Here is a 23,929-nt window from a genome sequence, read left to right as displayed (position 1 = left end):
GAGTATTCCACCCCTAACTACCTCAAATCATGAAATGAGATATTTCCGCCGCATTCAGTATTTTCGAGATGGACCCCTCGACTTCAGGGAGCGAACAGGGTGAGCGAGGAAGTCAGGGAGGAAACCGACATATCACGATATAAGTGGAATATTGACCGGCGAGATTCATTAGCGTATTGCTGACGGCTGATTGCCGGAAGTCCAGATCAAAGCCGCATCATCAAGAACTGAGACGGGGAGCGCCGAGGGAGTAGTGCGCGATAATTCACTATTCAATATACTCCCAGATGTGGACAGAACCGAATCGCTCGATAATATATCCACTGAAAATAAATACTCATATATGAGCGCTCATATGCATATTTCACACGTATCTGAGTTAGATAATCACCATGTGAGAGTTGACCCCACTATTACGACGCAGCATGGTGTGGCTTGATTCACTCTCTTGTTACCGAATTCACACGTCTGAAAGCGCAGTCTTCGTTTTACATATTTACATGAGTTATCTATGACCGAATATTTTGAGATTCATCATCGAGATTGACCTGCTCGATACGGCGACCTTCGCCTTACTGAATCAGTTCAAACGCCAGCCTGTGCTGATGATATCGTCGTTGACGCTGGGAGTCTCTGGACCCATAATCGAGAAATTTCCGATATTAATACCAGTGTTGACTCAGTCACAATCCTCCCACACCGCGCGTTTCCGGCGGGAACAGATAAGCGGGTACAAGACTCATTTGCCGCTGCCGAGGCGTCGTCTGACGCTGTAAGTAGCGTAAACGACCACAGGTCGGGTAACCCGTGGCTTTTCTAATTCCCTCAGCCTACGTCTTAGACCACGCCTTCGTCAGGCACTAATATATGTATATTCGTCATGCACATCAACGGTTGGAACCATTGAAACGGACGATCGTGCGGTCTTTGTCGTCCCTGATGGACACTGGACGGCGCTGACAGACGAAATTGTATATTCATAACGAGCCATCGATGCCCTTTCACAGAGTTACAAGACGGATGCCACGGGGCTTTGATATATGATCCCGAGGCAGTCTGCGTGCTCATGCTGAACAACGTCGTCGGCTTTGTCGGCTTGACCAGCAGATGACTATACGTCATGAATTCGCAACTGCACTGGAAATTCAAGATGCAGTCGTTACTGGGGAGATCTTCTTGTGACAGCAAATCGATAGGTATTGATAATTAATTTGATATAAACCGCTTGTATATCGGTACCGGTATATCATCGCCACACGAATCATTCGTCCGTGCCCACTCGTCGCCTTCCCGCTGAAATTGCTCGCGGGTTGCGAGATGTCGCTCCACTTCTAATTGGTATCATTCCGTTTGGTCTTGTTGCTGGGGCTGCCGCAGTCGAAGCTGGGTTGCGCCCATTACAGGCAATTGGACTCTCAGTTGTTGTTTTTGCTGGTGCTTCGCAACTCGCTGTGATTGATTTACTTGGACAGAACGCGGCTCTTAGTATTGTTGTCATTACTGGCGTTGTGATCAATCTTCGAATCCTTATGTATTCAGCATCAATTGCTCCCTCATTTCAGTCATTTCGTCCCCGCTGGAAGGCAATCACTGCGTACGTTTTAACCGATCAGGCATATGCACTCTCAATCTCGCGATACGCCGAAAAAGAACTCTCAAAGACAGAACGGCGTCGGTATTATCTTACTGTTGCACTTACACTGTGGATTGTATGGCAGATTTGTACCATTGTCGGCATTATCATTGGTGCTCGGGTCCCTGACGAGTGGGGGCTTGGGTTTGCTGTCCCGCTTGTGTTTCTTTCATTACTTGTTCCTGCTGCGGCTTCTCGTCCAGCAATCGCAGCAGCAGTTGTTGGTGGGGTTGTTTCGACCGTTGGAACTATCTATAATTTTCCTCTCAATCTAGGGCTTATCACTGGTGGTGCCACAGGTGTGGTTGCTGGCGTTGTCGTTGATACGTATACTAATACACCAGGACAATCCTCATCGGAGACTAATCATTAATGCCAACCGAATATACTTCTCTTGCAGTCTGGATTGTTATCCTTGCGTTAGGTGTAGCGACATTCACAATCCGTATTTCGTTTATCTCACTGTTTGGATTATTAGAGAATGTTCCTGACCGAGTCACTCGAGGATTACAATTTGTCCCACCTGCGGTTTTTGCTGCATTAGCTGCTCCTGCATTCATCGCACCAAGTGGGCATATTGAATTTATTGGGAATGAACAACTTATTGCTGGTATTACTGCGACTGCTATTGCATGGTATGTTGATGATGTGTTTGCAACAATTATCGCGGGGATGCTAACGCTATGGATCCTCAGATTTGGAATTTGATATATAGATATCAAATCTTGATTGAATCTGAGCCTCCACTGTATTTTATTTTGGTATTCTACAAACAATCGAGGCGAGTGTCTCAGGGCTTAGATGTTGATACAACCCCGAGAGGGTGAATCCTCGTGGGCTTGTCCTTGTCTCTAAGATACTTTACTGTGATCTGCTGAGAGTAATGGTTGATACGCTCGAGCGGTTGTTGCTCGCAGTAACTAATTAACATCAGATGGCAACTGATATTCGAGTTGATACGCAATTACAACCAAGAGATGTCATCTATCTCGTCATCGCTTGATAATCCATACGTTCATCTCAAAGCATTTGGCGGCGCGTTCGTCATTATTGCACTCATCTTTGTTGCGGCTGCAGTTGCTGTCTCTCTTGGTGGTGTCGCAGTCAGCGTCATAGGCATTGGACAAGAGACTGCACTTGGACTTGCACTGATGAGTGCATTCCAGTTTATTGGCTTTGGTGTTGTTGGAGTTGTATATGCATATCTTACAGACCAACTCAATCGAATTGGATTAACACGACCAACGAGTCGAGATTTTGTATGGATAATTGGTGGATTACTTGCACTGATTGGACTATTTGCTGGAATTAATCTACTCTTCGGAGTCCTTGGGATTGAAACTGCTGATAGTGCAATCATCGACCAGGGGCAGAACAGCCCAGTGTATTTTCTGTATCTAATTCCGGTAACCATTTTCTTGGTTGGACCCGCAGAAGAGCTTATTTTTCGAGGTCTCATTCAGACCCAGTTTCGTGATGCATATGGATCCATATTTGCTGTTGTTGCGGCGAGCACCGTCTTTGCGGCAGTTCATTTCAGTTCATACAGCGGTGGTGATATCTTTGCACTACTTGCAACGCTCATTACGATTCTTGCACTTGGTGCAACACTTGGACTGCTATATGAACGAACACGGACGCTATTAGTTCCCGCTGTTGTTCATGGGCTATTCAATACGGTTCAGTTTGTAATGGCATACATCTCAGTTGTTAATGGTAGTATCTGAGAGCCTCCGAGTGTGACAGAGGAATGAAATAAAAAGTAAATACCCACATATCAGCTCGGGTATAATAAAACCGTACTGAGGGGTGCAATTTGTATTAGCTAAATTGGAGGACAAGATCCCTTGCTCAAGAGGTGAGTGAAACGAACAAGTAGCGAGGGGATACACCTGACAGACTACAACAATTAATATCTAAGATAACAGACAAGTTATTCTCTAACGTGGAACTAGTTCAAACCACTAACACAGACGGCAACACCATTCGTTCTTGCCGTTTCGCCACTGCTCAGACAAGGACGCTCAATCTCTTGGATAAGATGTTTGAGAAAGAGAGTCTAGAGCAGTCCGTGGACGCCCCATAATAAATAACTCTCTGCTCGTGAATCTGGTCAGATTTCAAAGAAACTTCGCTGGAAGCCCCGTCTTCACCGGGGCTGTCTCTGACGGCTAAGTACCTCGGGGTCGTTCATTTACATGACTCTTGTTGAATTAATCACGCGGGATTTTTTCGTGCGAGCTCAGAACCACAGATTGGACAACGCTCGCGATTCTCTTCGAACTCTCGTCCGCATCCCTGGCATTGATAAATCCAGTTGCGAGCCTCTTTGATACCATCTCGCGCAATAATATTCACCGTGACATCAACGTGATCAGCAACATTCTGCATTGCATAATCATCGGTAACAAGAACAGCATCAAGTTCGAACGCAGTTGCGAGGAGTCGGACATCGGTGTCTGAAAGGGTTTCAGCATCTCCTGTTTCACGTGCTGCACGCTTGATAGTGTCGACAGTGCCGCCTGCAGGGATATGGATATGCATCCCTGACCCTTCATCGGCATCAAACCGATATGCTGCTTCATCTTCAAGTTCTTCGCGAACCATCGGAATTGATGCCGTGTCGTCTGTCGTATGATACTCGTGGATGAACGCCGACGAATCAAGAACCTGCATCGGAAAGCGCCTATATCTAATTACCGCTGGACAACGATGTAGTCTTCGACGGACTGAACGAGATTGACCGGCACTCGAATTCGTCCCTGTTCGTCCACGTCGAATTGAAGCTGATCAGTGAGGATTTCACTATGTGGCGATACTAGTAGATCATTTAATGCGCCTGAGTCTATATCCATTTCAACATTGTATAGCGATCCGAGTTGCGTCCCATCGGAACCCATCACAGCCTTTCCTGAGAGGTTTTTCGCTAGCTGCTCACTCATGTTCGCTCATATCGCACCGTGTCATATAAACATCAGGGGTTGACTGCGACGGCGAATACCCTACGCTGGCATCTGATGACGATGGACTTAATTATAATCCAGTAGTAGATTGTACATAGAATTTCTCGGGGTGATTATTTATGTCTGATACCGACGCTGACGCCGATACAGATGCTGTTTCGACTACTGAGACAAGTATGAATGCGGACGCAAATGCAAATGCGGATGGAGATACTCTTCGGACGCCAATCGTCGCTGTTCTTGGGCATGTTGATCACGGTAAGACGACACTTCTTGATACAGTCCGTGGCTCTGCTGTGAGTGAAGGCGAAGCAGGAGCGATTACACAGCATATCGGTGCAACAGCGGTCCCGCTTGAAACAGTATCAGAGATGGCTGGTGAGCTTGTTGATCCGGCTGATTTTGATCTTCCTGGACTACTATTCATTGATACGCCCGGGCATCACTCATTCACCACACTTCGATCACGTGGAGGTGCACTCGCAGATATTGCAGTCGTCGTTGTTGATGTGAATGATGGATTTCAGCCACAGACGATTGAAGCCTTAGATATTCTCCAGCGAACAGGCACCCCGTTTGTCGTTGCAGCAAATAAAGTTGATACAACTCCGGGATGGACTCCGACAGATGGGTCACCAATCCAGCCGACATACGAATCACAACCGAGCGCTGCCCGTGACCGGCTTGATGAACGACTGTATGAACTTATTGGTGATCTTTCTGATGAGGGGTTTTCAGGCGATCTCTATTGGCGTGTACAGAACTTTACGAAAAATGTCGGTGTTGTCCCATTATCAGCAATTACGAGTGAAGGGGTTCCAGATCTGCTTGCAGTATTAATGGGGCTTTCACAGCGATATATGCGCGAGCAGATGGCGATTGACATCACTGGACCTGGCGCAGGGACGATTCTCGAAGTGAAAGACGAGCGTGGATTTGGAGCGACTGTTGATGTCGTCCTATATGATGGGAGTGTTCGACCGGATGATATTATTATCGTCGGTGGGACCGATGGACCAATCGTGACTGATGTTCGTGCATTATTACAGCCACGACCAAATGCTGAAATTCGCACTGAAAATCGATTTGATCGTGTTGAGATAGCGCAGGCTGCGGCTGGGGTTAAGATCGCAGCTCCAGATCTTGACAATGCAATGGCGGGAGCTCCCCTTCGTGTTGTCCGCAATCGAGACCGGGCAAACGTTGTGAGTGAAGTTGAAGCTGAGCTTGCGGATATTGCAGTAGAGACCGCTGAAGAGGGTGTTGTCGTCAAAGCCGATACACTTGGGAGTCTTGAAGCAATGGCAAATGCATTAAAAGAAGCTGATGTCCCAATCCTTCGCGCGGAGGTTGGTGACGTTGCTCCCCGAGATATTGCTATCGCATCGACAGCCAATGAAGAACGAAATCAAACCGTCCTTGGATTCAGTGTTGATGTTCTCTCAAATGCGAGTGATGAACTTGAAGAAAGTAATGTTCGTCTGTTTACTGATGACGTTATATATCAACTTGTTGATGAGTATAAGTCGTATGTTGATGAGCAAGAGCGCGCACAACAAGAGACTGTGCTAGATAAAATTGTGCGTCCTTGTCGGTTTCGGATACTCGAAGACCACGTATTCAGACAGTCAAGCCCTGCTGTTGTTGGTGTTGAAGTTCTGTCTGGCACATTAAAGAATAACCAGTATATCATTAAATGGAATGGCAATGAACCAGCGCGCATCGGTGAACTCTCTGGGATTCAAGAGCAAGGAGAAGATGTCTCCTCGGCGCGAGCGGGGACTCGTGTTTCGATTGCTATCGACGGTCCGACTGTAGGTCGACAAATTGAGGAAGGCGATGAACTATGGGTTGAATTGCCTGAAAAACACGCCAAAATACTTGAACAGGAACTAATTGATGAGATTCCAGCAGATGAACTTGAGGCATTAACAAGCTATCTAGACTCTCACCGTAAGCGCGATCCTTTCTGGGGAAAGTGACCCGCCTCAGGCTTACTGAAACGCTTTCACGCACTCATCGATTTAATCCTTACAGACTAACCCCCCGTCCTCAAGAAACAACCAAACGAGCGAAGTGAGTGAGTAGCGCAGTACAGCAGGGATACAGCCGTAAGTTATATTATGAGCAGGCGCAATACCACGGACATGTGGATGCCTGTCGAGAAATTTATAACCACTGCTTGTACAGGCGGTCAAGGCAACTGCCCCAGGGCTTGACCCGGAGTGGGTTCACGAACTGCGCAACACGGACGAGTACCTGTCGTACACCGCGATGCAGGGTCTGCTGCTCGATATAAAATATTGGTTGGACGACCACAACGATGTGTACTCGAGAGTGTTACAGATGATTGCCCGCTACGTCAGCGATGATCTTGATCGCTAAAAAAAGAAAAACACGGGCGCAAAGCTGGGATACTCAATTGGAAGTCACCGCGAGAGTATTGCAGCCTTATCTACAGGATGGCAGTTTATCGGCCGTCCAAGCGAACCCTGACTCATCAGTTGATTGCATGACAACCAATACGCTGACAACCTGTGATTATGGGTAATCATGAGGGATTATAATCTTATCTATTTTTACAATATCAATATATTCGGCGAGAATTATTGAAAGTATTAAACTGTAGCACAATCTTCAGTGAATTGACCCAAAATCAAACCTTGGGACACTCGCCTTGTACCACCTGCACAAGAATAAAATTGGGCTAGCAGGTTCTACTCTGTAATATCAGATAATAGACACTATCACATGTTTATCAAAAATATTATGCGAAAATTTAGTAATGAAACGTGAGTATCTTAAATTGGTGCAAAGAACCTATGAGTACAAGAGAGCCAATAGGAAATATTGCGTTTAATTTACTCATTAGATCACGATACGATCTTCTCATCATTATCCTTCCGGTTCCGCTTATAGTTGGTTTTCTTGTTTCAGTTATGACAGCGGTGCCGGTTTCTGTCGGAGTAGGCACTGGAGGAGTGCCCTCCGCACTATTACTTGGGTATGGACTCTTCATCGATGACCCAAGTGCATAGTTTCCATCTTCAGGGCGGCGAGGATGTCAGTCCTGCATTGTTTTTCTGAACCACCTCGAGGTCAGGTCCCGAGGCTTCACGTGGCTCTCGGACATTCCCACGATACCATCGGTCTGATAACCCCGAACGGCGTTGTAAGTAGAATATTCTTAAAAAGCGAGTTTGAATCTCACAGAGGGTAGATCAATGCATCAGCTTGGATTGAAACAAACTATCTGTAAGCATATATATCAGCACTTCACCGAGCAGTCGGGGTTATGTCATCGCCAACGGTATTCATAACCTGAAACGCGGCTGAAGCAGCTAGTCCACGAGCAACTTCATCTCGATCTTCGTCTGTAAGTCCGGACTCAAGATCATCCTCATCAGGGGTGAAGCCTGCACTGACAGGACGACCTGCAGGCGGTTGGACAGCAACCGTGGCCTGTGGACCGTCTGTTCCATATGATAATTCTGACCCAACAGCATAGCCCTCTGGAAGATACATCTCGGTTTGAGCGACGATTCCCGCAACAGCACGCCGAAGCGTCTGTACCTGCGACATTGAAATGTCGGAATCGGTTGGTTGACCTGCGTCAACAACACCCGGCGCACCAGCATACGGGTTGTTTCCATTCATCGATATAGTAGTTATTATATGAAGGGTCAATTCATAAAGTCGTCGCCATGTGTAAGCATTGCCAACAAGAATCTGAATATCACCATCTCAATGATATGAAAATAATATAAGAATAACATTAACGCGTCTTAATGTGAGATTATTAGTCGTCGTTTGTCGTCGGCGCTGGCTCCTCGCCATCGGAATCAGACTTCGAGTTAGTATTGGTATTAGCGGTAGTTTGATTCATATTCGTATCTGTGCTGGTGTCTGTCTCGGTGATTGAATCGGCTGTGGTGTTATCACGGTCTGCCCGTGGACCCGCAATATCTACATCTGGAAGATGATCTCGAAGATATTGTCCAGTATATGATGTATCAGTCCTTGCGATTGATTCAGGCGTTCCAACCGCGACAATATCGCCACCATTTTCTCCACCCTCGGGACCGAGATCAACGATCGTATCAGCATTTTTGATCAGGTCAAGTTCATGCTCAACAACGATGACAGTATTTCCATTATCTGTCAGTCGCTGGAGCACCGAAATGAGCTTTCGCTCATCCTCCTTGTGAAGCCCAGTTGTTGGTTCATCAAGTAAATATAATGTATCACCTGTTTGTCTTTTTCCAAGTTCTTCTGCAAGCTTAACTCGTTGTGCCTCACCGCCTGAGAGCGTTGTTGATGGCTGTCCAAGCGTCATATATCCGAGCCCGACGTCTTCAAGTAATTGGAGGCGACGTCGGATCTGGCTATTTGCTGAAAAGAACTCAAGTGCTTCAGAGACCTCCATTTCAAGCACATCAGCAATCGTTCTTTCCTTATATGTGACATCAAGTGTTTTATTATTGTATCGTGCACCGTCACACGTCTCACATGGGACATATACGTCCGAAAGGAAATTCATATCAATTTTCACTGTCCCCTGCCCACCACAAGTCTCACATCGACCACCTTTGACATTAAATGAGAATCGACCTTTTGCATATCCTCGCTGTTTTGATAGCTTTGTTTCTGCAAATAACTCACGCACATAATCAAAGACTCCAGTATATGTTGCTGGATTCGACCGTGGTGTCCGCCCGATTGGTGACTGGTCGATGAGTCGTACTGTTTCGATTTCATCCGTTCCCTCAATCGCATCGTGCTCTCCAGGGTCAACTGAGGTATTATCATTCATCTCTCGAGCAAGGCCCTTATATAGGATATCATGCATGAGTGTTGATTTTCCTGATCCTGAAACACCAGTGATTGCTGTGAATTGCCCGATTGGGAGCTGTACGTCGATATTTTTGAGATTGTGCTGACAGGCACCACGGATGGTTAATGCAGTATCTGATTCACGTCGATCCTCTGGAACAGGGATTTGACGTTGACCGGAAAGATAATCGCCAGTGATTGAGTCTTCAGCCTCACATACTGTTTCAAAATCACCATGGACAACAACCTCACCACCTTGACTACCAGGACCAGGACCCATATCAATAATCGAGTCCGCACGTCGCATTGTTTCCTCATCATGTTCAACGACAAGAAGCGTGTTTCCAAGATCACGAAGCCCCTCAAGTGTATTCAAAAGTCGATCATTATCGCGTTGATGTAGTCCAATCGACGGCTCATCAAGCACATATAACACACCGACAAGTCCGGATCCAACCTGTGTTGCAAGACGGATCCGCTGGCTTTCACCTCCAGAAAGTGTTGATGCCTCACGGTCGAGGGTGAGATACTCTAATCCAACTTCTTGCATGAACCTCAGACGTGAACGAATTTCTTTGAGGATCTCTGATGCAATTGTCTCTTCGCGTTCACTAAGTTCTGACTCAAGTCCTTCAAAATGGGTGAGCGCGTCACCAATACTCATCTGATTAACCTCAGTAATGGCTGTCTCACCAACAAGAACATGTCGCGATTGCTTTTTTAGCCGTGTCCCATCACAAGCAGGGCATGTTGTTACTGCCATATACTCTTCAATATGCTCTCGTGTTGAATCAGAGTCTGTCTCAACATGTCTGCGCTCAAGATTTGGAATAACACCCTCGAAACGTTTTGTTTTCCGACGGGTTCCATTCCGTGTTTGACGTTCGAATACCACCTCGGTATCAGTCCCATAGAGAAATTGCCGTTGTATATCTGAATCAAGATCAGCGAATGATGTTTTGACGCTCACATCAAAGTGAGAGGCAACAGCATCGATGCGAGTCCGATAGTATGAGCGGTCATAAGACCATGCCTCAAAGACATCCGTAAGTGGTTTTGACGGGTCACGAACAACAAGATCCTCATCAACCTCCTTTGTTTGACCAAGCCCCTCGCACTCCGGACATGCTCCATACGGACTATTGAATGAGAATGACCGTGTTTCGATTTCGACAAACTGGATATCAGAATTCGGATTTCCCAACTCCTCAGAGAACTCAACAATAAGCCGATTATCGCTGTCACCACCAAGGGCTCCCGTTGAGCGCGCGTTCGAGGCAAACGGCACGTCAGCAGGAGGATCAGGGATAATTACTTTTAGAACACCACCAGCCTCATCAAGTGCTGTTTCGACTGAATCGGTGATTCGAGCTGTTGCCTCTGGGTCGATTTTTATCCGGTCAACAATGACATCAATCGTGTGATCATAGTTTTTGTCCAGCGACGGTGTTTCCCTGGTAAGATCATATGTTTTACCATCAACCTCAACCCGGGCGTATCCATCAGCAACAAGCTCATCAAATCGATCTGCGAATGTTCCCTTCTCATCACGAGCAATCGGTGCAGCGACCTTTGCACGCGTGCCAACTGGTAAGCTCATGAGTTGCTCAACCATCTCCTGGGCAGATTGCTCACCGACCACCTCACCGGTAAGAGGATCATATTGTACACCTACCCGGGCATACAATAATCGAAGGTAGTCATGGAGTTCAGTGACCGTTCCAACGGTCGACCGTGGATTATTTGCTGCATTTTTTTGATCAATTGAAATTGCTGGTGATAATCCCTCGACAGATTCGACCTGTGGCTTGTCCATTTGCCCAAGGAAATTTCGAGCATACGCCGATAGTGACTCAATATATCGTCGTTGACCCTCTGCATATACTGTCTCAAAAGCAAGAGATGACTTTCCTGAACCGGAAAGACCAGTGACGACAGTAAATGATTCCCGTGGAATCTGGACGTCGAGGTCGTCGAGATTATGCTCCTCAGCCCCGCGAACCTCGATAAAGTCCGTACTCATCTATGCGCCGATATGACGAGCGTAGGGGAAAGCGTGTCGGGTGATGTCAGAATAGTATAAATACCAGAACTCAATAGTAGAAGCTTTGATGTCAAAAGTCACAATATGAGTTGCTCGAATACTCCTGAATGCAAGAGTTGAATTCCCCCTATCGAATGCATAATCGGTAACTGAGAGCCAAATTAAAAAATCCTGTGTCGACTCTTGAGCAATCGTGAAGTACCTCGGGGTCAAGCCCCGAGGCTTCACCGTTTGGGGTCTGCACAGCACCCGCAGGCGAATTTAATTCCCTCCGACCTTCCCCGTGAGGGGTCGGCTGGAATTAACACCCGAACTCCGCGAGGAGTCCGTGGAGGTCGGCGGCTTCACTCCGCGCCCGTTGAAACCCCTGTCGCACCACCATAGTAGCGGATTTTGAGAGGGCCACATTTCCAAACTGTCAAACGACCAGCGAAGGAAATGAGGTCTTCATTTCCATACTTTGATGGGTTGTTTCTGGTGGTTATCGCCGTGTAAAACGCTAGAAATAGTTAAATTTGTGGCATATAGCGACGGCATTCACCCTCGGGGTCAAGCCCCGAGGCACTCTGCCTGTTAATCTGTAGATATTGATCCTCCAGTTGAAATAGACGAGTACGATTGCTGTCCTGGTTATGATTGGGATGGATATGCTGACAACGCTATAATCCATAGGACCAATATAAATATATCCCTACGATCAGCACAATCCGCTGGCAAGTGTGGAGAGATAGTGGTCAGCATGTGAATCAAATATCATTCATTATTCAGATCGGACAGGAAAACAGATTAATTTTATTTCGGCAGATCAAATAGAACAATGGTAACGATATTTCTCAACAGGTCAGATTAATCCAATATATCAATATGATATTGAATTATATTTTTTGTCGGGCGATCGCAACGCCAGTCGGTGCAATGATTAATTGATCATCACCTTTCTGGACCATATCACCGTCAACCTCTTCAATTACTCGACGCAGGTCGTCAACGATACGCTCCATTGTATTATCACTCGTTGTATGTCGTGTAATATCAGCAATAACGAGATCGCCATCGTATACAGCGTCTTTAATATCGATAATATCCTGTTGCCCACCGATTTTTGCAAATCGAACACGGACATCAGCATCACCACGGACTGTCTCGAAGTCATCAAGATCGAGTTCAACGTATTCATTTGGTGTATCCGTCTCTCCACCGATGATTTTGTTCATTATTCCCATGTTTGCTACAAACAAAACAATGCTGTTAGTTCTTGCGTCAGACATATTTCAGTTGGCTTGCAAGATATTTATATCAAATAATTGACTTATAGAGCTGTCGCGTTCTGAGTTCATAAAGCCCGGCGAAATTCTCTCCCAACGAACTGCTGGGTAAGAATCCTATGGGAGTTCACTCATCGAACAGTTGTCAGTGACATCCGTGTTGAGCCAAGAGAAATAGCAGTTCAAGGAAAGAAACGATGAATGATCGCGGCACAGGCGACAGCCGTCGCTGGTGGGTGACGGCTGTCGCCGGAAAGTGAAGGTTGATTAGCCGAATGAATCCAGCGTCTCATTCCAGAAGGTGCGAACTTTCTGGATAGCACGCGCCACGCCACCCTTGACTGGGTGGCGTTGGCGAAACCATACGACCAGCATATATCCAATCAATGCACAGAACAGCTCGAATAACACGCCGTTCAGCGATTTCGAGTGAAAGTTCTCGATGTTGAGGTACTGTTTCCACTCTCGGAAGAGGATCTCAATTACTGTCCGTAGTGTGTAGATGTTGATCACGTCGATTGGATCGTACTCTGACGACGCCAGCGTCGTCAGGTACTCAATCTCCTCTCCATCGGGCGTTTCCAGCACAATCCTGCGGAACTCTTCGCCAGTCTCAGCTAACTCAATTCGTTCATCACGAACCCGTGCCCGTCGTGTTGATTCCTCATCTGAGTGAGTCGGTTGAGCGGCGTTGTTCCCTGAGACGGTGACCTCGAACTCTTCGAGTGTCTCAATGAGTTCAAATCGAGCGTCTGAGTACATCAGTGTGACAAAATCATTGTCACTGTGCTTGATCTCACAGAACCGTAGATATCGCGTGTATGCGCGGTCAAAGACCCAGATTACCGAGTCGAGGTCTGTAATGATCAAGGAAACTTTTGCAGATCGAGGAACTTCTGACACCAGTCTTTCGCAAAACTAATTCGCTGTGTCACTTGATCAAATACGTCCCTGACGAGTTCGTGGAACTCGTCTTCGTCCTCGACGATGATTGGAGCCGTCGTCCACTTGAGGTATTTCCAGACCTGCTCGATTGGGTTGAGATGCGGTGATCCTGATGGAAGGAAGATGAGATCGATTCCAAGTTGATGCGCACGCTTGCGCGTGTATTCACAGACGTGTGAACCGTGCTTGTCCAAGACGAGCAGAATCCGCTGACCCGGATTCTGCTCGCGAACCGCTTCTAACACCTCGCAAATCCGTTCTTTCTTCTCGGTTTCTTTCCAGCGAACCATACTCTCCCCATTCAGTGCGTAGAATCCAACCGCCGACTCTTCTGTCTTGACTAATGGCCGTTCCACGTGTGGATCGTCTACGTACCAGACCCGGCGGGAATTATCGTACGGCTGTGGCTGTGACGCATCGAAAAACCCGAGAACAGTCCCACCATCTGTACAAACATCGTCGTCAACAGTCCACCCTTCTTCGTCGTCTCCTTCCTCTCTGTTGTGAGGGGTCTCATCCTCGTCGAGCGCGTCGCCGACGCGCTCGTCGAGTATTTCCTCGGGATTCTCCGGTCGATATGGACGCTTCGGACGGGGTTTTGCGTAGGATAAGCCCAGTTCACGGAGAACTTTCCCAAGGTAATCCGGATGATATTCGACATCGAACTCCTCTTTGAGGAGATGCTGAATCTCCTGTGATTTCCACGGTTGACCGTCTCGAAGCATCTCTAACAGCTCTTCTTGTTCGTCTTCGTCGAGTTTCGGGGGCCGACCGCCCCCGAAACTCGGCATCAGTCCCTCAAGCCCACCTTCGTTCCAGGCGTCCGCCCACCGCCTCCCGGTCGCTGCCGACCGTCCTTCCCGGTCGGCAGCTTCCGCAATCAAATCGCCGTAATAGAGGTTCTTCAGAAACCCGAGCCGCTCTTTCCGACGATCATCTGTGGCTTCACGAAGGAGTTCATCGATTTTCTTTTCTGAGAGATGATGCGTAATCTCTTTTCGACGCCCTCCAGTCATTGCTCTGTAATCGAACGTGACCAACAAAGGTTTTCTCACTCATTAAAAGACCTCGACATCTTCCTTGAGGAGATCGAACTGCGGGCTTTCGTGGGTGTCGCCCTCTGTAACAGTAGCGTCGAGTGGATGTTTATTTTCTCCATCCACACGTGCTGCGCAGTGAAGTTCGAGACCACCATCGTCTGTGTCGATCTTGTAGACGTTGTCGTCGTCTCCGACGAACTCGTCTGAGACGACAACAGAGCGCGTAAGTTCGAGGTTTGTGGCATCAACAGCGACGACATCTCGTGTCATCCACTCCAGTCGTTTTCGTTGAACTCCACGTTGATGATACAACTGTGGTGTGTGCAGTACTTCGAAGAGGAGCTGAACGACCGCGCAGTAGTCGCGGTCGTTCGTGAGTTCTGAAAACCGTGATTTAGGCATGTGTTCGAGTGAGTCGTCGACAATGGTCTTATCCTCAAGTTCAGCGAGTGAGCTGGAGGGGTCAAGACCTTCACGAACAGCCGTCTTGACGTGGTTTGTAAAGTCGTGTTTGTCGGAATGGAGCCCAATCTTGAACTCATCGGCAATCGACTCGCTGTCGACTTCGTCGAGCAGCGAGTACAGTTCGTCAGCGACGAGATCAGTAGAATTGATATTAGAGGCGTCCGTTACGTCTTCTGACGGCCTGTTTGCTGAATCAAATTGCACAGACATTACGGGCCGTCACTAACGGCTCACGCCGTTTTTATATACTCAGAACGCGATAGTATAGAGAGCATATAAGCGACTCATACATGATTTTTGAATCATAAAAACGCTCGAGCGTCAATCAAAGAGAGCATATGAATGTGAACTGACTCGGTACTTAGATGTGATCTCGAGGTGATTCATTCACCATGACGTGTTAAGCAGTGTCTCAACCCTTGGATCTCGACCGGCTCAGAATTATCTGGGGAATAAATAACTTGCTGACCTTTCTTCATGTATGGAACTTTATTTTCCAATGCTGCGGGAATATTGACGCTATTAATCGCGTCCTCATCACCAAGATTGAGAATTAATTTTGTATTCACCTGTTTGAATACCGATTCTGCGATATCCTGTGGATCCTGTGTAATTAAGAATAATCCAAGGCGCTCTTTTCGACCTTGTTTTGCTGCTTCAGTGAATTTGCTGATTACTTTCCGGGCTTGAACCGTATCTGCATCGGTCAAGAAATTATGTGCTTCATCCATCCCAATCAGCAATGGCGTCTCATTAATCCGATCAGAATACGGATTATTCGACAGTTTATCATCAACGAGAAGACTTGACACTGCAAGGACGACCATTTCTTTCACTCGTGTGCTTGAGAGGTGATATGTGGGAATCACGGAGAGTCCGCCAGGACGGACAAGTTGATGATCTAATTCGGTAATTGGTCGCGCCGACTGGTCAAAAATATTGTCAGGAACGCCCCAGACGCGTCGTTTGACCGCATCAAACGTTGCCTCATGGACACGTCCTGACTCATCAAGTTCCTCACGAAGCGCTGGATTCTCAAGGAATGTCTTGAATCCGGCATATGTCCCAGAGTTACCGTATTCATTAAAGAAACGATTTAATAGATGTCGAAGGGCAGGATATTGGTTCTCGTTGAGTCGGCTCCCGGCGACAAGCCATGGACGAGTCCGAACCATAGAGAATGGAATCGTGAATCGGACCTGCTCAGCGCGGTGGGTATCTCCGCTGTATGTTACTCCATCTTCTTTGGGCACAAGCGCAATGGTATCATTATGCCCCCCATGACTAATCTCCTCGCGTTCATATCGTCGTATCGTCTCAGAGTCGAGCGCTGGATTGTCATCATGCATCTGAGCATACTCATCTTGTGGGTCAAATTGCACCACCGCAAGTCGGGATGAACGTCCATCATCCATCTCATATGTTCGGTCTTCAGCGAGGAGTTGCCGCAATACATTCTTACTTGCATGTGTCTTTCCTGACCCGGTTCCACCTGCGACAAGTGTGTGTCTGAATATTAGTGGATCACCGCTAGTGTAGTCATCATTAAGTCGATAATCAATTGTCGGAGGGCTTGCAGCCGTTTCAACACGCTCACCGCCAACTGATAAATGTCCAAGAAACACACCATCGCGCGGGATATTCAACCCTGTCTTTATTTGTTTAGCATCTGTTGCCGCTCGCACAATCGCACCGGGCTTTGGAACGCGATCAACCATACGCCGGGTAAGGGTTGCTATATTATCACTGACATCGTCATGAGTATCCGTAGTATTGGTAGTTTCATTAAATAGAATTGCCAACGGTCGGAGAGTGGCGACAAATTTGTAATCACGTTCTGTGAATTCATCACGACGCATCGCCCGTCGGGCGTGAATTTCCGTTGCATCATCGGTATGAAACTCCTGTGCATACTCAACAGCGGCAATCCGGCAGAAAAGCATTTCACCATCAGGATACGGCACTAACAAATATGTCCCAATTCGGATGCGGTCACGGTTATCTGCAGTGACATACGCTCGAAGCTGCGTCTCATCATCGTCCTCTGCGATTCGAAGTCCCTGTGAGACAGCAATTGTTCCAAGACCCACATTCTGTTTAACCGGTGTTATATCATACGAATCAAATGTGGGTGATTCTGTATTGCTGGTGCTTTCTTCTTGTGATTTCTCAATATGAGTATTCATCCCGATATCTGCGTCAGTTTTCTGCCCCGGCTCCGATGCTGGCGACTCCCTCGCAGCATTAATTATGCGTTCATCCTCGGGGGAGTTCATGTCCTCTTCATCGGCTTCTGTTTCCGAGTCTACATCCGAAGGATCAAAATCACCGAGGTCCATTCTATTTCATTCCAGCATGCCGGACGACTAAAGTATCTCGCCATTGCGGGTTGCTCCGCGGTTCTTTTGCCTCCTGGCTCGAAGGAGTAACAGAGAGATGATATTCGTTCGTGGACTTGGTGGGGGAACGGGGTTGACTGGGACAATCTTCGAACGCGGCGAGGATGCACCATCATACAAAGGCGCACCTGATGGAGATGCACCGTACGTGTGGGTTTGTGACGAATTTTATGAGGTCGAAAGCGGGGGGATCGAGACGACGATTAATGATACGACAATCCGGATTGCATTTGAGTCGCCGATGCCACGTGGGTTTGAAACTCGTGATCAAGCCGTTGAAGCCGCCAAAGCACACGTTCGAACACAACTAGCTCGAATCGGTGTTCCAAGATCTGATGTTCGAATTAAAGTGTTCAGATCAGATCCAGATACCGGGCATGAAACAGAACTAGAGCGAACATAATCACAGATATAAATTCAAATGATGAATCAGGATTCAGCAGTGATATCCTCGAGAGTTAGTTATATTCGGTGTCTCCCCAGCGGACATCATCATAGCGTTTTATTTCATCAGCATCAAGTGACTCTGAAAACTGCCTTCGGAGTGACGTCTTTTCATCAGCACTGATTCGGGCTAATTCGTCTGCTTTCGCAATCGCGGCTGGTGGTCCGCGGCGCGCCGCAACTTCGCTTACAATTTGTTGCGTCACAGCACTTCGTGTCGTATCATCACGAGCGAACGCATATGGCATCTCAAGTCGGTAGAGAATGTCATATTGTGGTTCATAGATGACGCAAAAGCAGGTCTCATAGCAGAGCGGGTCAAGATGCCGGTCCAACCCATATGCATCACCATCAGCAGCAACAGTTGCATTGGCACCACTCCGCGATATAAACCAACTTGTAAATGTTATTTCATCCGTGTGTCGTTCTTCTACACCACTTTTCTGACCGCTAGTCGCATCGTCATCTCGTCGCTCAAGTAGTTGTGTAAAAAACGCTGTATCGTCTGTCCATGGGACCTCAATGTTACGATCACGAAGTGTTCCAACCAGCCGTTTGGATGCTGGATTTTTAATGAATCCACAAAGCGGAACATCGCGCTTGACGAATGACTCAACAAGTCGAAGATAGTTCTCGACAATTGATCGTGGCTTCGTCTCTGTTGAAAGCGTCTTGAATGTAGTGTTACGATCTTGCCAATTGAGTAATTCAACCGGATATAACGGTCCATCCAGTATTAGTAGCTCAGAGACAGCCTCAGCATGTTCAAGCGCGTGTGAACTCTCAGCAAGATAAAGTGCGAGTGCATGCACGACACCCTCGCTATAACGGTCGACCCGTGGAGCTTGCATAATCCGCCACCGACAGTAACCTGCATCAAGTGATTGCCATGGCTCATCAAGTGACACAACCGTATCGGCTAAGTGTGTTGTTGCAACAATGCTTCGGTGACGATGAAGATCAAGATTTGATGGAACGGCTGCAAGAGCCGCTTGCGCAAGGTCAAGAACCAGTCCATTCTTGAACGTTGTCGGGTTGATTGTTCCAGCATCAAGCCCATGAACGGTCTCAAAGGGTGTCTCAGCGAGAGCAATATCATCAATGGCTGCCACCCGAAGTCGTTGTTCAGAGATCGGTTCACACACAGCGCGACCCGTCGTATCGACAAGCGGATCAAGAAAGTTCTCCCAGATATTCGCAGCGAGATCAGTATGGTCTGTGTCGTCCACGTGTTGTGCTAAGTATGCAGCAATGTTGGCAATACCATCGACGTGGACAGGGTCAAGGGTCACAATTCAAATATAGATTGCAATCGACAAAAGCGCAGCCCCTGATATGTAGCGTCTGGTATCAGTATCTTCTTGCGTTAATTGTTGAGTATTAATTGAACGTATTTATCTCATAATTTCCTTGATTAATCGCGTGCTTTGAATTTCTGTTTATAACCCGAACCCCACAATTGAGCATGAGCGAAGTGAGTAAGAAAGGTAATACCGAGTGATATCATAAATATAAATGTGACACTCACCGCGGTCGGATTTGACCTCGATGAGACGCTCGCTATTCCGACACGTGATCGGGCAACGATCCTTGCGGAGGCAGTTGCGAGCGTTGGCGCCCCACAAATTACTCGAGAAGCGTATCTTGAGGCCCACGGACGTCATCTGACGAGCGAAACACGTACGCCAATATTTGCGGATCTACTTGCTGGTCGTGAGACCGATGTCGACGCGAAAGCACTCGCAGATGCATATCGGCGCGAGATCGCCGACGCACTTGTCCCGCTCAATGGAATTAAACCATTCCTGCAAACGCTTACAACAGAATATAATGTTGGTCTCCTTACAAATGGACCACAGTTAGCACAACGGCACAAACTTCAGACACTCAGTTTGACGCAATCATTTGATGTTGCTCTGGTAACTGGTGAGTTGTCTGCTGGAAAGCCAGATCCTGCTGCATTCAAGGCGCTCACCGATGCACTCGATGTAACAGCAGGTGAGACTGCATATGTCGGTGATGATATTGATGCCGATATAATGGGCGCGGCTAACGCTGGATTAATTCCGATTCAAGTGACATATGATGGTGGTCCAGCACCCGCATCTGAGGCTGCTGTGCATATTCCGCGTCAAAAACTTTGTTCTCGGCTTCCAACAGTTCTTAAAGAGTATTAATCGATTTTACAGAACACATAGACGATGCCCTGAAGCTTAGATGTGACCCCAAGATGGTTCATTCCACCAACCGTGCGGAACGACAAACTACAGTCAGACAGATAAGACAACCAGGTACGACAAGATAGTTCAATTTATCTAGTAATTACGTCGACATCGCGTTTATCCAATATTTCTTGATCATCGTGCGTTTGGCAGTGATGTTGAACTACGTTTAGTCAATGCTGTCTGTGACCCTCGTGATTTGATAATATTAAGCGCAGTCATGAGGTCTGATCGAGAAATAAGTCCAACGAGTTCAGTATTCTCGATAACCGGGAGTCGACCGATATCATTTTCTTGCATTCGTTGCATTGCATCCATTGCATCTGCATCAGGATTGATTGTCGTCACATCAGGTGTCATTACATCACTGACACGGTATGCCTCACGTTCCACTTCCTCTACTGAGCGCGCATCATCTAGCGTCACAACGCCAACAAGACCACCATTATCAACAACAGGGTAACCAGTATGTCGTTCAGTGAACATCCGCTCAAGTAATGTTGCGACTGATACGTTCTGCTCAACAACGTCGAGATCCGATCGCTCAGTCATGATATCACCAACAGTGACCCCATCGAAAGCAGCTTTCATAACCGTCTGTTGTGCCTCTGAGGAAGCACCAATGTAAATGAAAAAGGCAAGCGCAACAAGGAACAGATTCGCAAACAAGCCAACAATACCAAGTAAGAATGCGAATACTTTCCCTACTTCTGCGGCGATTTGTGTTGCACGTGCGTGTGACCGGGTTCGCGCAAGTAATGCTCTGAGGACACGACCACCATCCAGGGGAAATCCTGGGAGCATGTTGAATACAGCCAACAGTACATTTGTCAACGCGAGATATCCGATCACGAACTTTGCTGGTTCGAGTGATCCCGGCAGTGGTACTGTAATAAACCCAATATATGCAATCACTCCGATTCCAACACTCACAATCGGTCCTGCAACGGCAATGATGAGTGACTCTTGCCATCGCTCGGGCATCTCGGTGAAACTTGCAACCCCTCCGAAAAGCCATAATGTGATTGAATCAATGGTATATCCATAATACATCGCGACCAGTGAGTGACCGAATTCGTGTAAAAGAACACAAATAAATAGTCCAATAGCCGTCGCAGCACCAAGGATCCACTGTGTTGATCCGGTCGTAAGTGGGTCAGCGACAATCGCTGATCCGAAGACATCGTTCACAATACCGGTGAGTTGTGCAATATCATTGCCAATAAGCCAGGCAAATAATGGAAGAATAAGCAGAAATGTGATATCAAGTTTGATTGGGATGCCAAATGCACTGCCGATTCGGATGCCTCGCATGAACCCATATAATTTGCGCTGGGTTTTAGGAGTTTGCAGGCGCTAAGCCCCCGCGCATAAGAAGCAATATCCGCAGACGCGAAGTACTATCAACTATTAGATAAACGCTAATTCGTCTGGCGATATCAGACGAACGGCTAAAATACCCCGTCAACATAATAATATTGTGTCTCGACAGGTTAGTCGCGTCGACACCTTATTTCTCCACGAGAGGGGAGAAGACTTCGCTGTCGTTGTCAGACGTGATGGTGGGCGCGTTTTCCAGGGAACACTTGAATTAAAGCAAACGAGCGCTGGTCCTCGTCCAGCAAAATTCCGCGTCAAACGTGGTGATAGTGAAGAACCGCAGGACCCGAGCAGCTTCGTTGATATCGCCCGTGAAGCGTCTCGTATCCGAATCTCACAGCAAACATCACCTCCAAACCGAACTGCACTTTCGGAGTTGCTTGATGGATATCAACTCGATGCACTTGTCGTACGTACATGTCGTTATTGTGCATCGAATGGTCGATATTCGCCAATCACCGATGAGACTGCAATTGCGACCGATCGAGAATATATTTGTCCTGATTGTGCGAAGCGTGAACTTGAACGCGAACTCGATTTCTCGACGGGCACAGGTCGCCTGACTGGAGCCGCACAACAGAGACTTGAAGAACTTCTCATCGAAACACAGGATCTCGATCGAATTACTGATCTTCTTTCAGGTGGTCTCGACCCTGATCTCACTCGATTTGATACCGTTAGTGCAACGACTGATGAGGTTGATCTCGTTGAAACAACGACGCTTGATCTTCATCCTAAACTCCAAGAGCTTCTTGAAGCTCGATTTGATACACTTCTTCCAGTACAGTCACTCGCCGTGAATAATGGTCTATTTGATGGTCATGATCAGCTTGTCGTAAGTGCAACTGCAACTGGAAAAACACTTATTGGTGAACTTGCCGGCGTCAACCGTGTTCTTACTGAGGGTGGGAAACTCCTGTTTCTCGTGCCACTAGTTGCTCTTGCAAATCAAAAACATGAGGACTTCACTGAGCGATATGGAGATTTGATTGATATAACAATTCGGGTCGGTGCCTCACGTATCGCTGATGATACTAATCGATTCGACCCGGATGCAGACATTATTGTTGGAACATATGAAGGCATCGACCATGCACTTCGAACCGATAAAGATCTTGGGGATATTGGAACGATCGTCATTGATGAGGTTCATACGCTGAAAGAAGGCGAACGGGGTCACCGACTTGATGGACTCATCAGCCGACTCAAATATTACTGTGCGACACGTGCTAATCATCGTCGTGGGTATGATGGTGCACAGTCAATCTATCTTTCCGCGACCGTTGGGAACCCTGAAACCCTTGCAGAACGTCTTCAAACAACATTAATTGAATTTGAAGAACGCCCAATTCCAATTGACCGACATGTCACATTTGCTGACGGTCGGGAAAAAGTCGATATCACGAATAAGCTTGTCCGCCGTGAGTTTGATACAAAATCATCGAAAGGGTACCGTGGACAGACAATAGTTTTCACTAATTCACGACGTCGGTGTCATGAAATCTCGCGAAAGCTTTCGTATTCATCAGCACCATATCATGCTGGACTAGATTATAACCAACGAAAACGTGTTGAACGAGACTTTGGCGATCAGGATCTTGCTGCTGTTGTCACGACCGCAGCGCTCGCGGCTGGCGTTGACTTTCCGGCTTCACAGGTGGTCTTTGATTCGCTCGCGATGGGTATCGAATGGCTCTCAGTACAAGAATTTGAGCAAATGCTTGGTCGCGCTGGTCGCCCCGACTATCATGATGAAGGAACAGTATATCTACTTGTTGAGCCTGATGGAGCATATCACAATTCGATGGATCGAACCGAGGATGAAGTCGCGTTCACACTGCTAAAAGGTGAGATGGAAGACGTAATGACAATATATGATGAGTCTGCTGCTGCTGAGGAGACACTTGCGAATGTCGTTGTTGCTGGTAAACATGCAAAACAGCTAAATGAACGAATGATTGGTGAAGTGCCGACAAAACGCGCTGTTGGAAAACTTTTAGAGTGGGAATTTATCGATGGACTCACTCCAACCCCGCTTGGACGCGCTGTCTGTCGCCATTTTCTCTCACCACAAGACGCGTTCATGTTACTTGACCAGATTCGCAATAATGTCGACCCGTATGAGATTATTGCAACAATGGAGCTCGAAGATAATGAGTGAGTATTTCATCGAACTGCCATTGATTATGCAATCCAATAGAATATATTCGTAGGACTGTTGACTGTGTCCTGCCTATTCGTTCGCTCTCGACTCACTTCTTGAGGAAAGAGTCTCCATCTCGGAAATATTGAACAC

At 47.2% G+C, this 23,929-nt stretch carries 18 protein-coding genes and 2 pseudogenes; 9 read left to right on the top strand and 11 right to left on the bottom strand.

Going from position 1 to position 23,929, the window contains the following annotated elements; all coding sequences use genetic code 11:
* Positions 1-1,271 precede the first annotated feature (1,271 nt).
* The 3 genes from HQRW_RS11645 to HQRW_RS11635 all read left to right on the top strand — a co-directional run bounded on the left by HQRW_RS11645 (position 1,272) and on the right by HQRW_RS11635 (position 3,360).
* Positions 1,272-2,006, top strand: coding sequence for an AzlC family ABC transporter permease (locus HQRW_RS11645; protein WP_014556745.1), 735 nt, complete (start codon positions 1,272-1,274; stop codon positions 2,004-2,006).
* On the top strand, positions 2,006-2,341 hold the full coding sequence (locus HQRW_RS11640) for an AzlD domain-containing protein (RefSeq protein WP_011572287.1): 336 nt from the start codon (positions 2,006-2,008) through the stop codon (positions 2,339-2,341). The genes HQRW_RS11645 and HQRW_RS11640 overlap by 1 nt, the downstream gene beginning before the upstream one ends.
* Before the next feature lie 269 nt (positions 2,342-2,610).
* Positions 2,611-3,360 carry a CPBP family intramembrane glutamic endopeptidase gene (locus HQRW_RS11635; protein ID WP_014556744.1) on the top strand — a complete coding sequence of 250 codons (750 nt, stop codon included), beginning with the start codon at positions 2,611-2,613 and terminating at the stop codon, positions 3,358-3,360.
* 490 nt (positions 3,361-3,850) lie between these two features.
* On the opposite strand, the gene HQRW_RS11630 is transcribed toward HQRW_RS11635, so the two are convergent.
* Together HQRW_RS11630 and HQRW_RS11625 are read right to left on the bottom strand one after the other, a co-directional pair.
* The gene (locus HQRW_RS11630) at positions 3,851-4,309 is read right to left on the bottom strand and encodes an NOB1 family endonuclease (protein WP_011572284.1); all 459 of its coding nucleotides are present in this window, start codon (positions 4,307-4,309) and stop codon (positions 3,851-3,853) included.
* A gap of 20 nt (positions 4,310-4,329) precedes the next feature.
* A complete protein-coding gene (locus HQRW_RS11625; RefSeq protein WP_014556743.1) occupies positions 4,330-4,575 on the bottom strand; it encodes a PRC-barrel domain-containing protein in 246 nt (81 codons plus the stop codon).
* A gap of 197 nt (positions 4,576-4,772) precedes the next feature.
* On the opposite strand from HQRW_RS11625, the gene infB reads away from it, so the two are divergent.
* Complete coding sequence (gene infB, locus HQRW_RS11620; RefSeq protein WP_173362471.1) at positions 4,773-6,578, top strand: translation initiation factor IF-2; 1,806 nt, start codon at positions 4,773-4,775, stop codon at positions 6,576-6,578.
* An 840-nt stretch (positions 6,579-7,418) separates the two neighbouring features.
* Positions 7,419-7,634, top strand: coding sequence for a hypothetical protein (locus HQRW_RS11615; protein ID WP_014556741.1), 216 nt, complete (start codon positions 7,419-7,421; stop codon positions 7,632-7,634).
* Between the two features lie 238 nt (positions 7,635-7,872).
* Here HQRW_RS11615 and HQRW_RS11610 read toward each other — a convergent pair whose 3' ends face one another.
* Together HQRW_RS11610 and uvrA are read right to left on the bottom strand one after the other, a co-directional pair.
* Complete coding sequence (locus HQRW_RS11610; RefSeq protein ID WP_011572281.1) at positions 7,873-8,253, bottom strand: DUF5811 family protein; 381 nt, start codon at positions 8,251-8,253, stop codon at positions 7,873-7,875.
* 142 nt (positions 8,254-8,395) lie between these two features.
* The gene (gene uvrA, locus HQRW_RS11605) at positions 8,396-11,452 is read right to left on the bottom strand and encodes an excinuclease ABC subunit UvrA (RefSeq protein ID WP_014556740.1); all 3,057 of its coding nucleotides are present in this window, start codon (positions 11,450-11,452) and stop codon (positions 8,396-8,398) included.
* Between the two features lie 252 nt (positions 11,453-11,704).
* On the opposite strand from uvrA, the gene HQRW_RS15935 reads away from it, so the two are divergent.
* Complete coding sequence (locus HQRW_RS15935; protein ID WP_158307763.1) at positions 11,705-11,857, top strand: hypothetical protein; 153 nt, start codon at positions 11,705-11,707, stop codon at positions 11,855-11,857.
* 491 nt (positions 11,858-12,348) lie between these two features.
* On the opposite strand, the gene HQRW_RS11600 is transcribed toward HQRW_RS15935, so the two are convergent.
* The 5 genes and pseudogenes from HQRW_RS11600 to HQRW_RS11580 all read right to left on the bottom strand — a co-directional run bounded on the left by HQRW_RS11600 (position 12,349) and on the right by HQRW_RS11580 (position 17,527).
* Positions 12,349-12,696, bottom strand: coding sequence for a cell division protein SepF (locus HQRW_RS11600; protein WP_011572279.1), 348 nt, complete (start codon positions 12,694-12,696; stop codon positions 12,349-12,351).
* A gap of 309 nt (positions 12,697-13,005) precedes the next feature.
* Positions 13,006-13,605: pseudogene (locus HQRW_RS11595) on the bottom strand (IS4 family transposase); the annotation flags it as partial.
* Positions 13,605-14,699 (bottom strand): IS630-like element ISHwa7 family transposase, encoded by a 1,095-nt coding sequence (locus tag HQRW_RS11590; RefSeq protein WP_014556739.1) that lies wholly within the window; start codon positions 14,697-14,699, stop codon positions 13,605-13,607. The pseudogene HQRW_RS11595 and the gene HQRW_RS11590, both read right to left, overlap by 1 nt.
* Before the next feature lie 45 nt (positions 14,700-14,744).
* Positions 14,745-15,398, bottom strand: a pseudogene (locus tag HQRW_RS15670) (IS4 family transposase); the annotation flags it as partial.
* A 173-nt stretch (positions 15,399-15,571) separates the two neighbouring features.
* On the bottom strand, positions 15,572-17,527 hold the full coding sequence (locus tag HQRW_RS11580; RefSeq protein WP_014556737.1) for an ATP-binding protein: 1,956 nt from the start codon (positions 17,525-17,527) through the stop codon (positions 15,572-15,574).
* Positions 17,528-17,624: 97 nt separating this feature from the next.
* On the opposite strand from HQRW_RS11580, the gene HQRW_RS11575 reads away from it, so the two are divergent.
* Positions 17,625-17,990, top strand: coding sequence for a DUF7113 family protein (locus tag HQRW_RS11575; protein WP_014556736.1), 366 nt, complete (start codon positions 17,625-17,627; stop codon positions 17,988-17,990).
* Between the two features lie 55 nt (positions 17,991-18,045).
* Here the strand turns inward: HQRW_RS11575 and HQRW_RS11570 are convergent, their stop codons facing one another.
* The gene (locus HQRW_RS11570; RefSeq protein ID WP_014556735.1) at positions 18,046-19,323 is read right to left on the bottom strand and encodes a DNA double-strand break repair nuclease NurA; all 1,278 of its coding nucleotides are present in this window, start codon (positions 19,321-19,323) and stop codon (positions 18,046-18,048) included.
* A 225-nt stretch (positions 19,324-19,548) separates the two neighbouring features.
* Between HQRW_RS11570 and HQRW_RS11565 the strand changes: the two genes are divergently transcribed.
* Positions 19,549-20,208, top strand: a complete 660-nt coding sequence (locus HQRW_RS11565) for an HAD family hydrolase (RefSeq protein WP_014556734.1) — start codon at positions 19,549-19,551, stop codon at positions 20,206-20,208.
* A 180-nt stretch (positions 20,209-20,388) separates the two neighbouring features.
* On the opposite strand, the gene HQRW_RS11560 is transcribed toward HQRW_RS11565, so the two are convergent.
* Positions 20,389-21,567, bottom strand: a complete 1,179-nt coding sequence (locus tag HQRW_RS11560) for a CBS domain-containing protein (protein WP_014556733.1) — start codon at positions 21,565-21,567, stop codon at positions 20,389-20,391.
* A gap of 166 nt (positions 21,568-21,733) precedes the next feature.
* Between HQRW_RS11560 and HQRW_RS11555 the strand changes: the two genes are divergently transcribed.
* A complete protein-coding gene (locus HQRW_RS11555; protein WP_014556732.1) occupies positions 21,734-23,794 on the top strand; it encodes a DEAD/DEAH box helicase in 2,061 nt (686 codons plus the stop codon).
* The last annotated feature ends 135 nt before the right edge of the window (positions 23,795-23,929 follow it).

This window comes from Haloquadratum walsbyi C23 (genome assembly GCF_000237865.1).
In the GTDB taxonomy this organism is placed as follows: Archaea; Halobacteriota; Halobacteria; order Halobacteriales; family Haloferacaceae; genus Haloquadratum; species Haloquadratum walsbyi.
The sequence above is the reverse complement of the archived record's forward strand: the minus strand, read 5'-3'. Positions and strand labels throughout refer to the sequence as shown.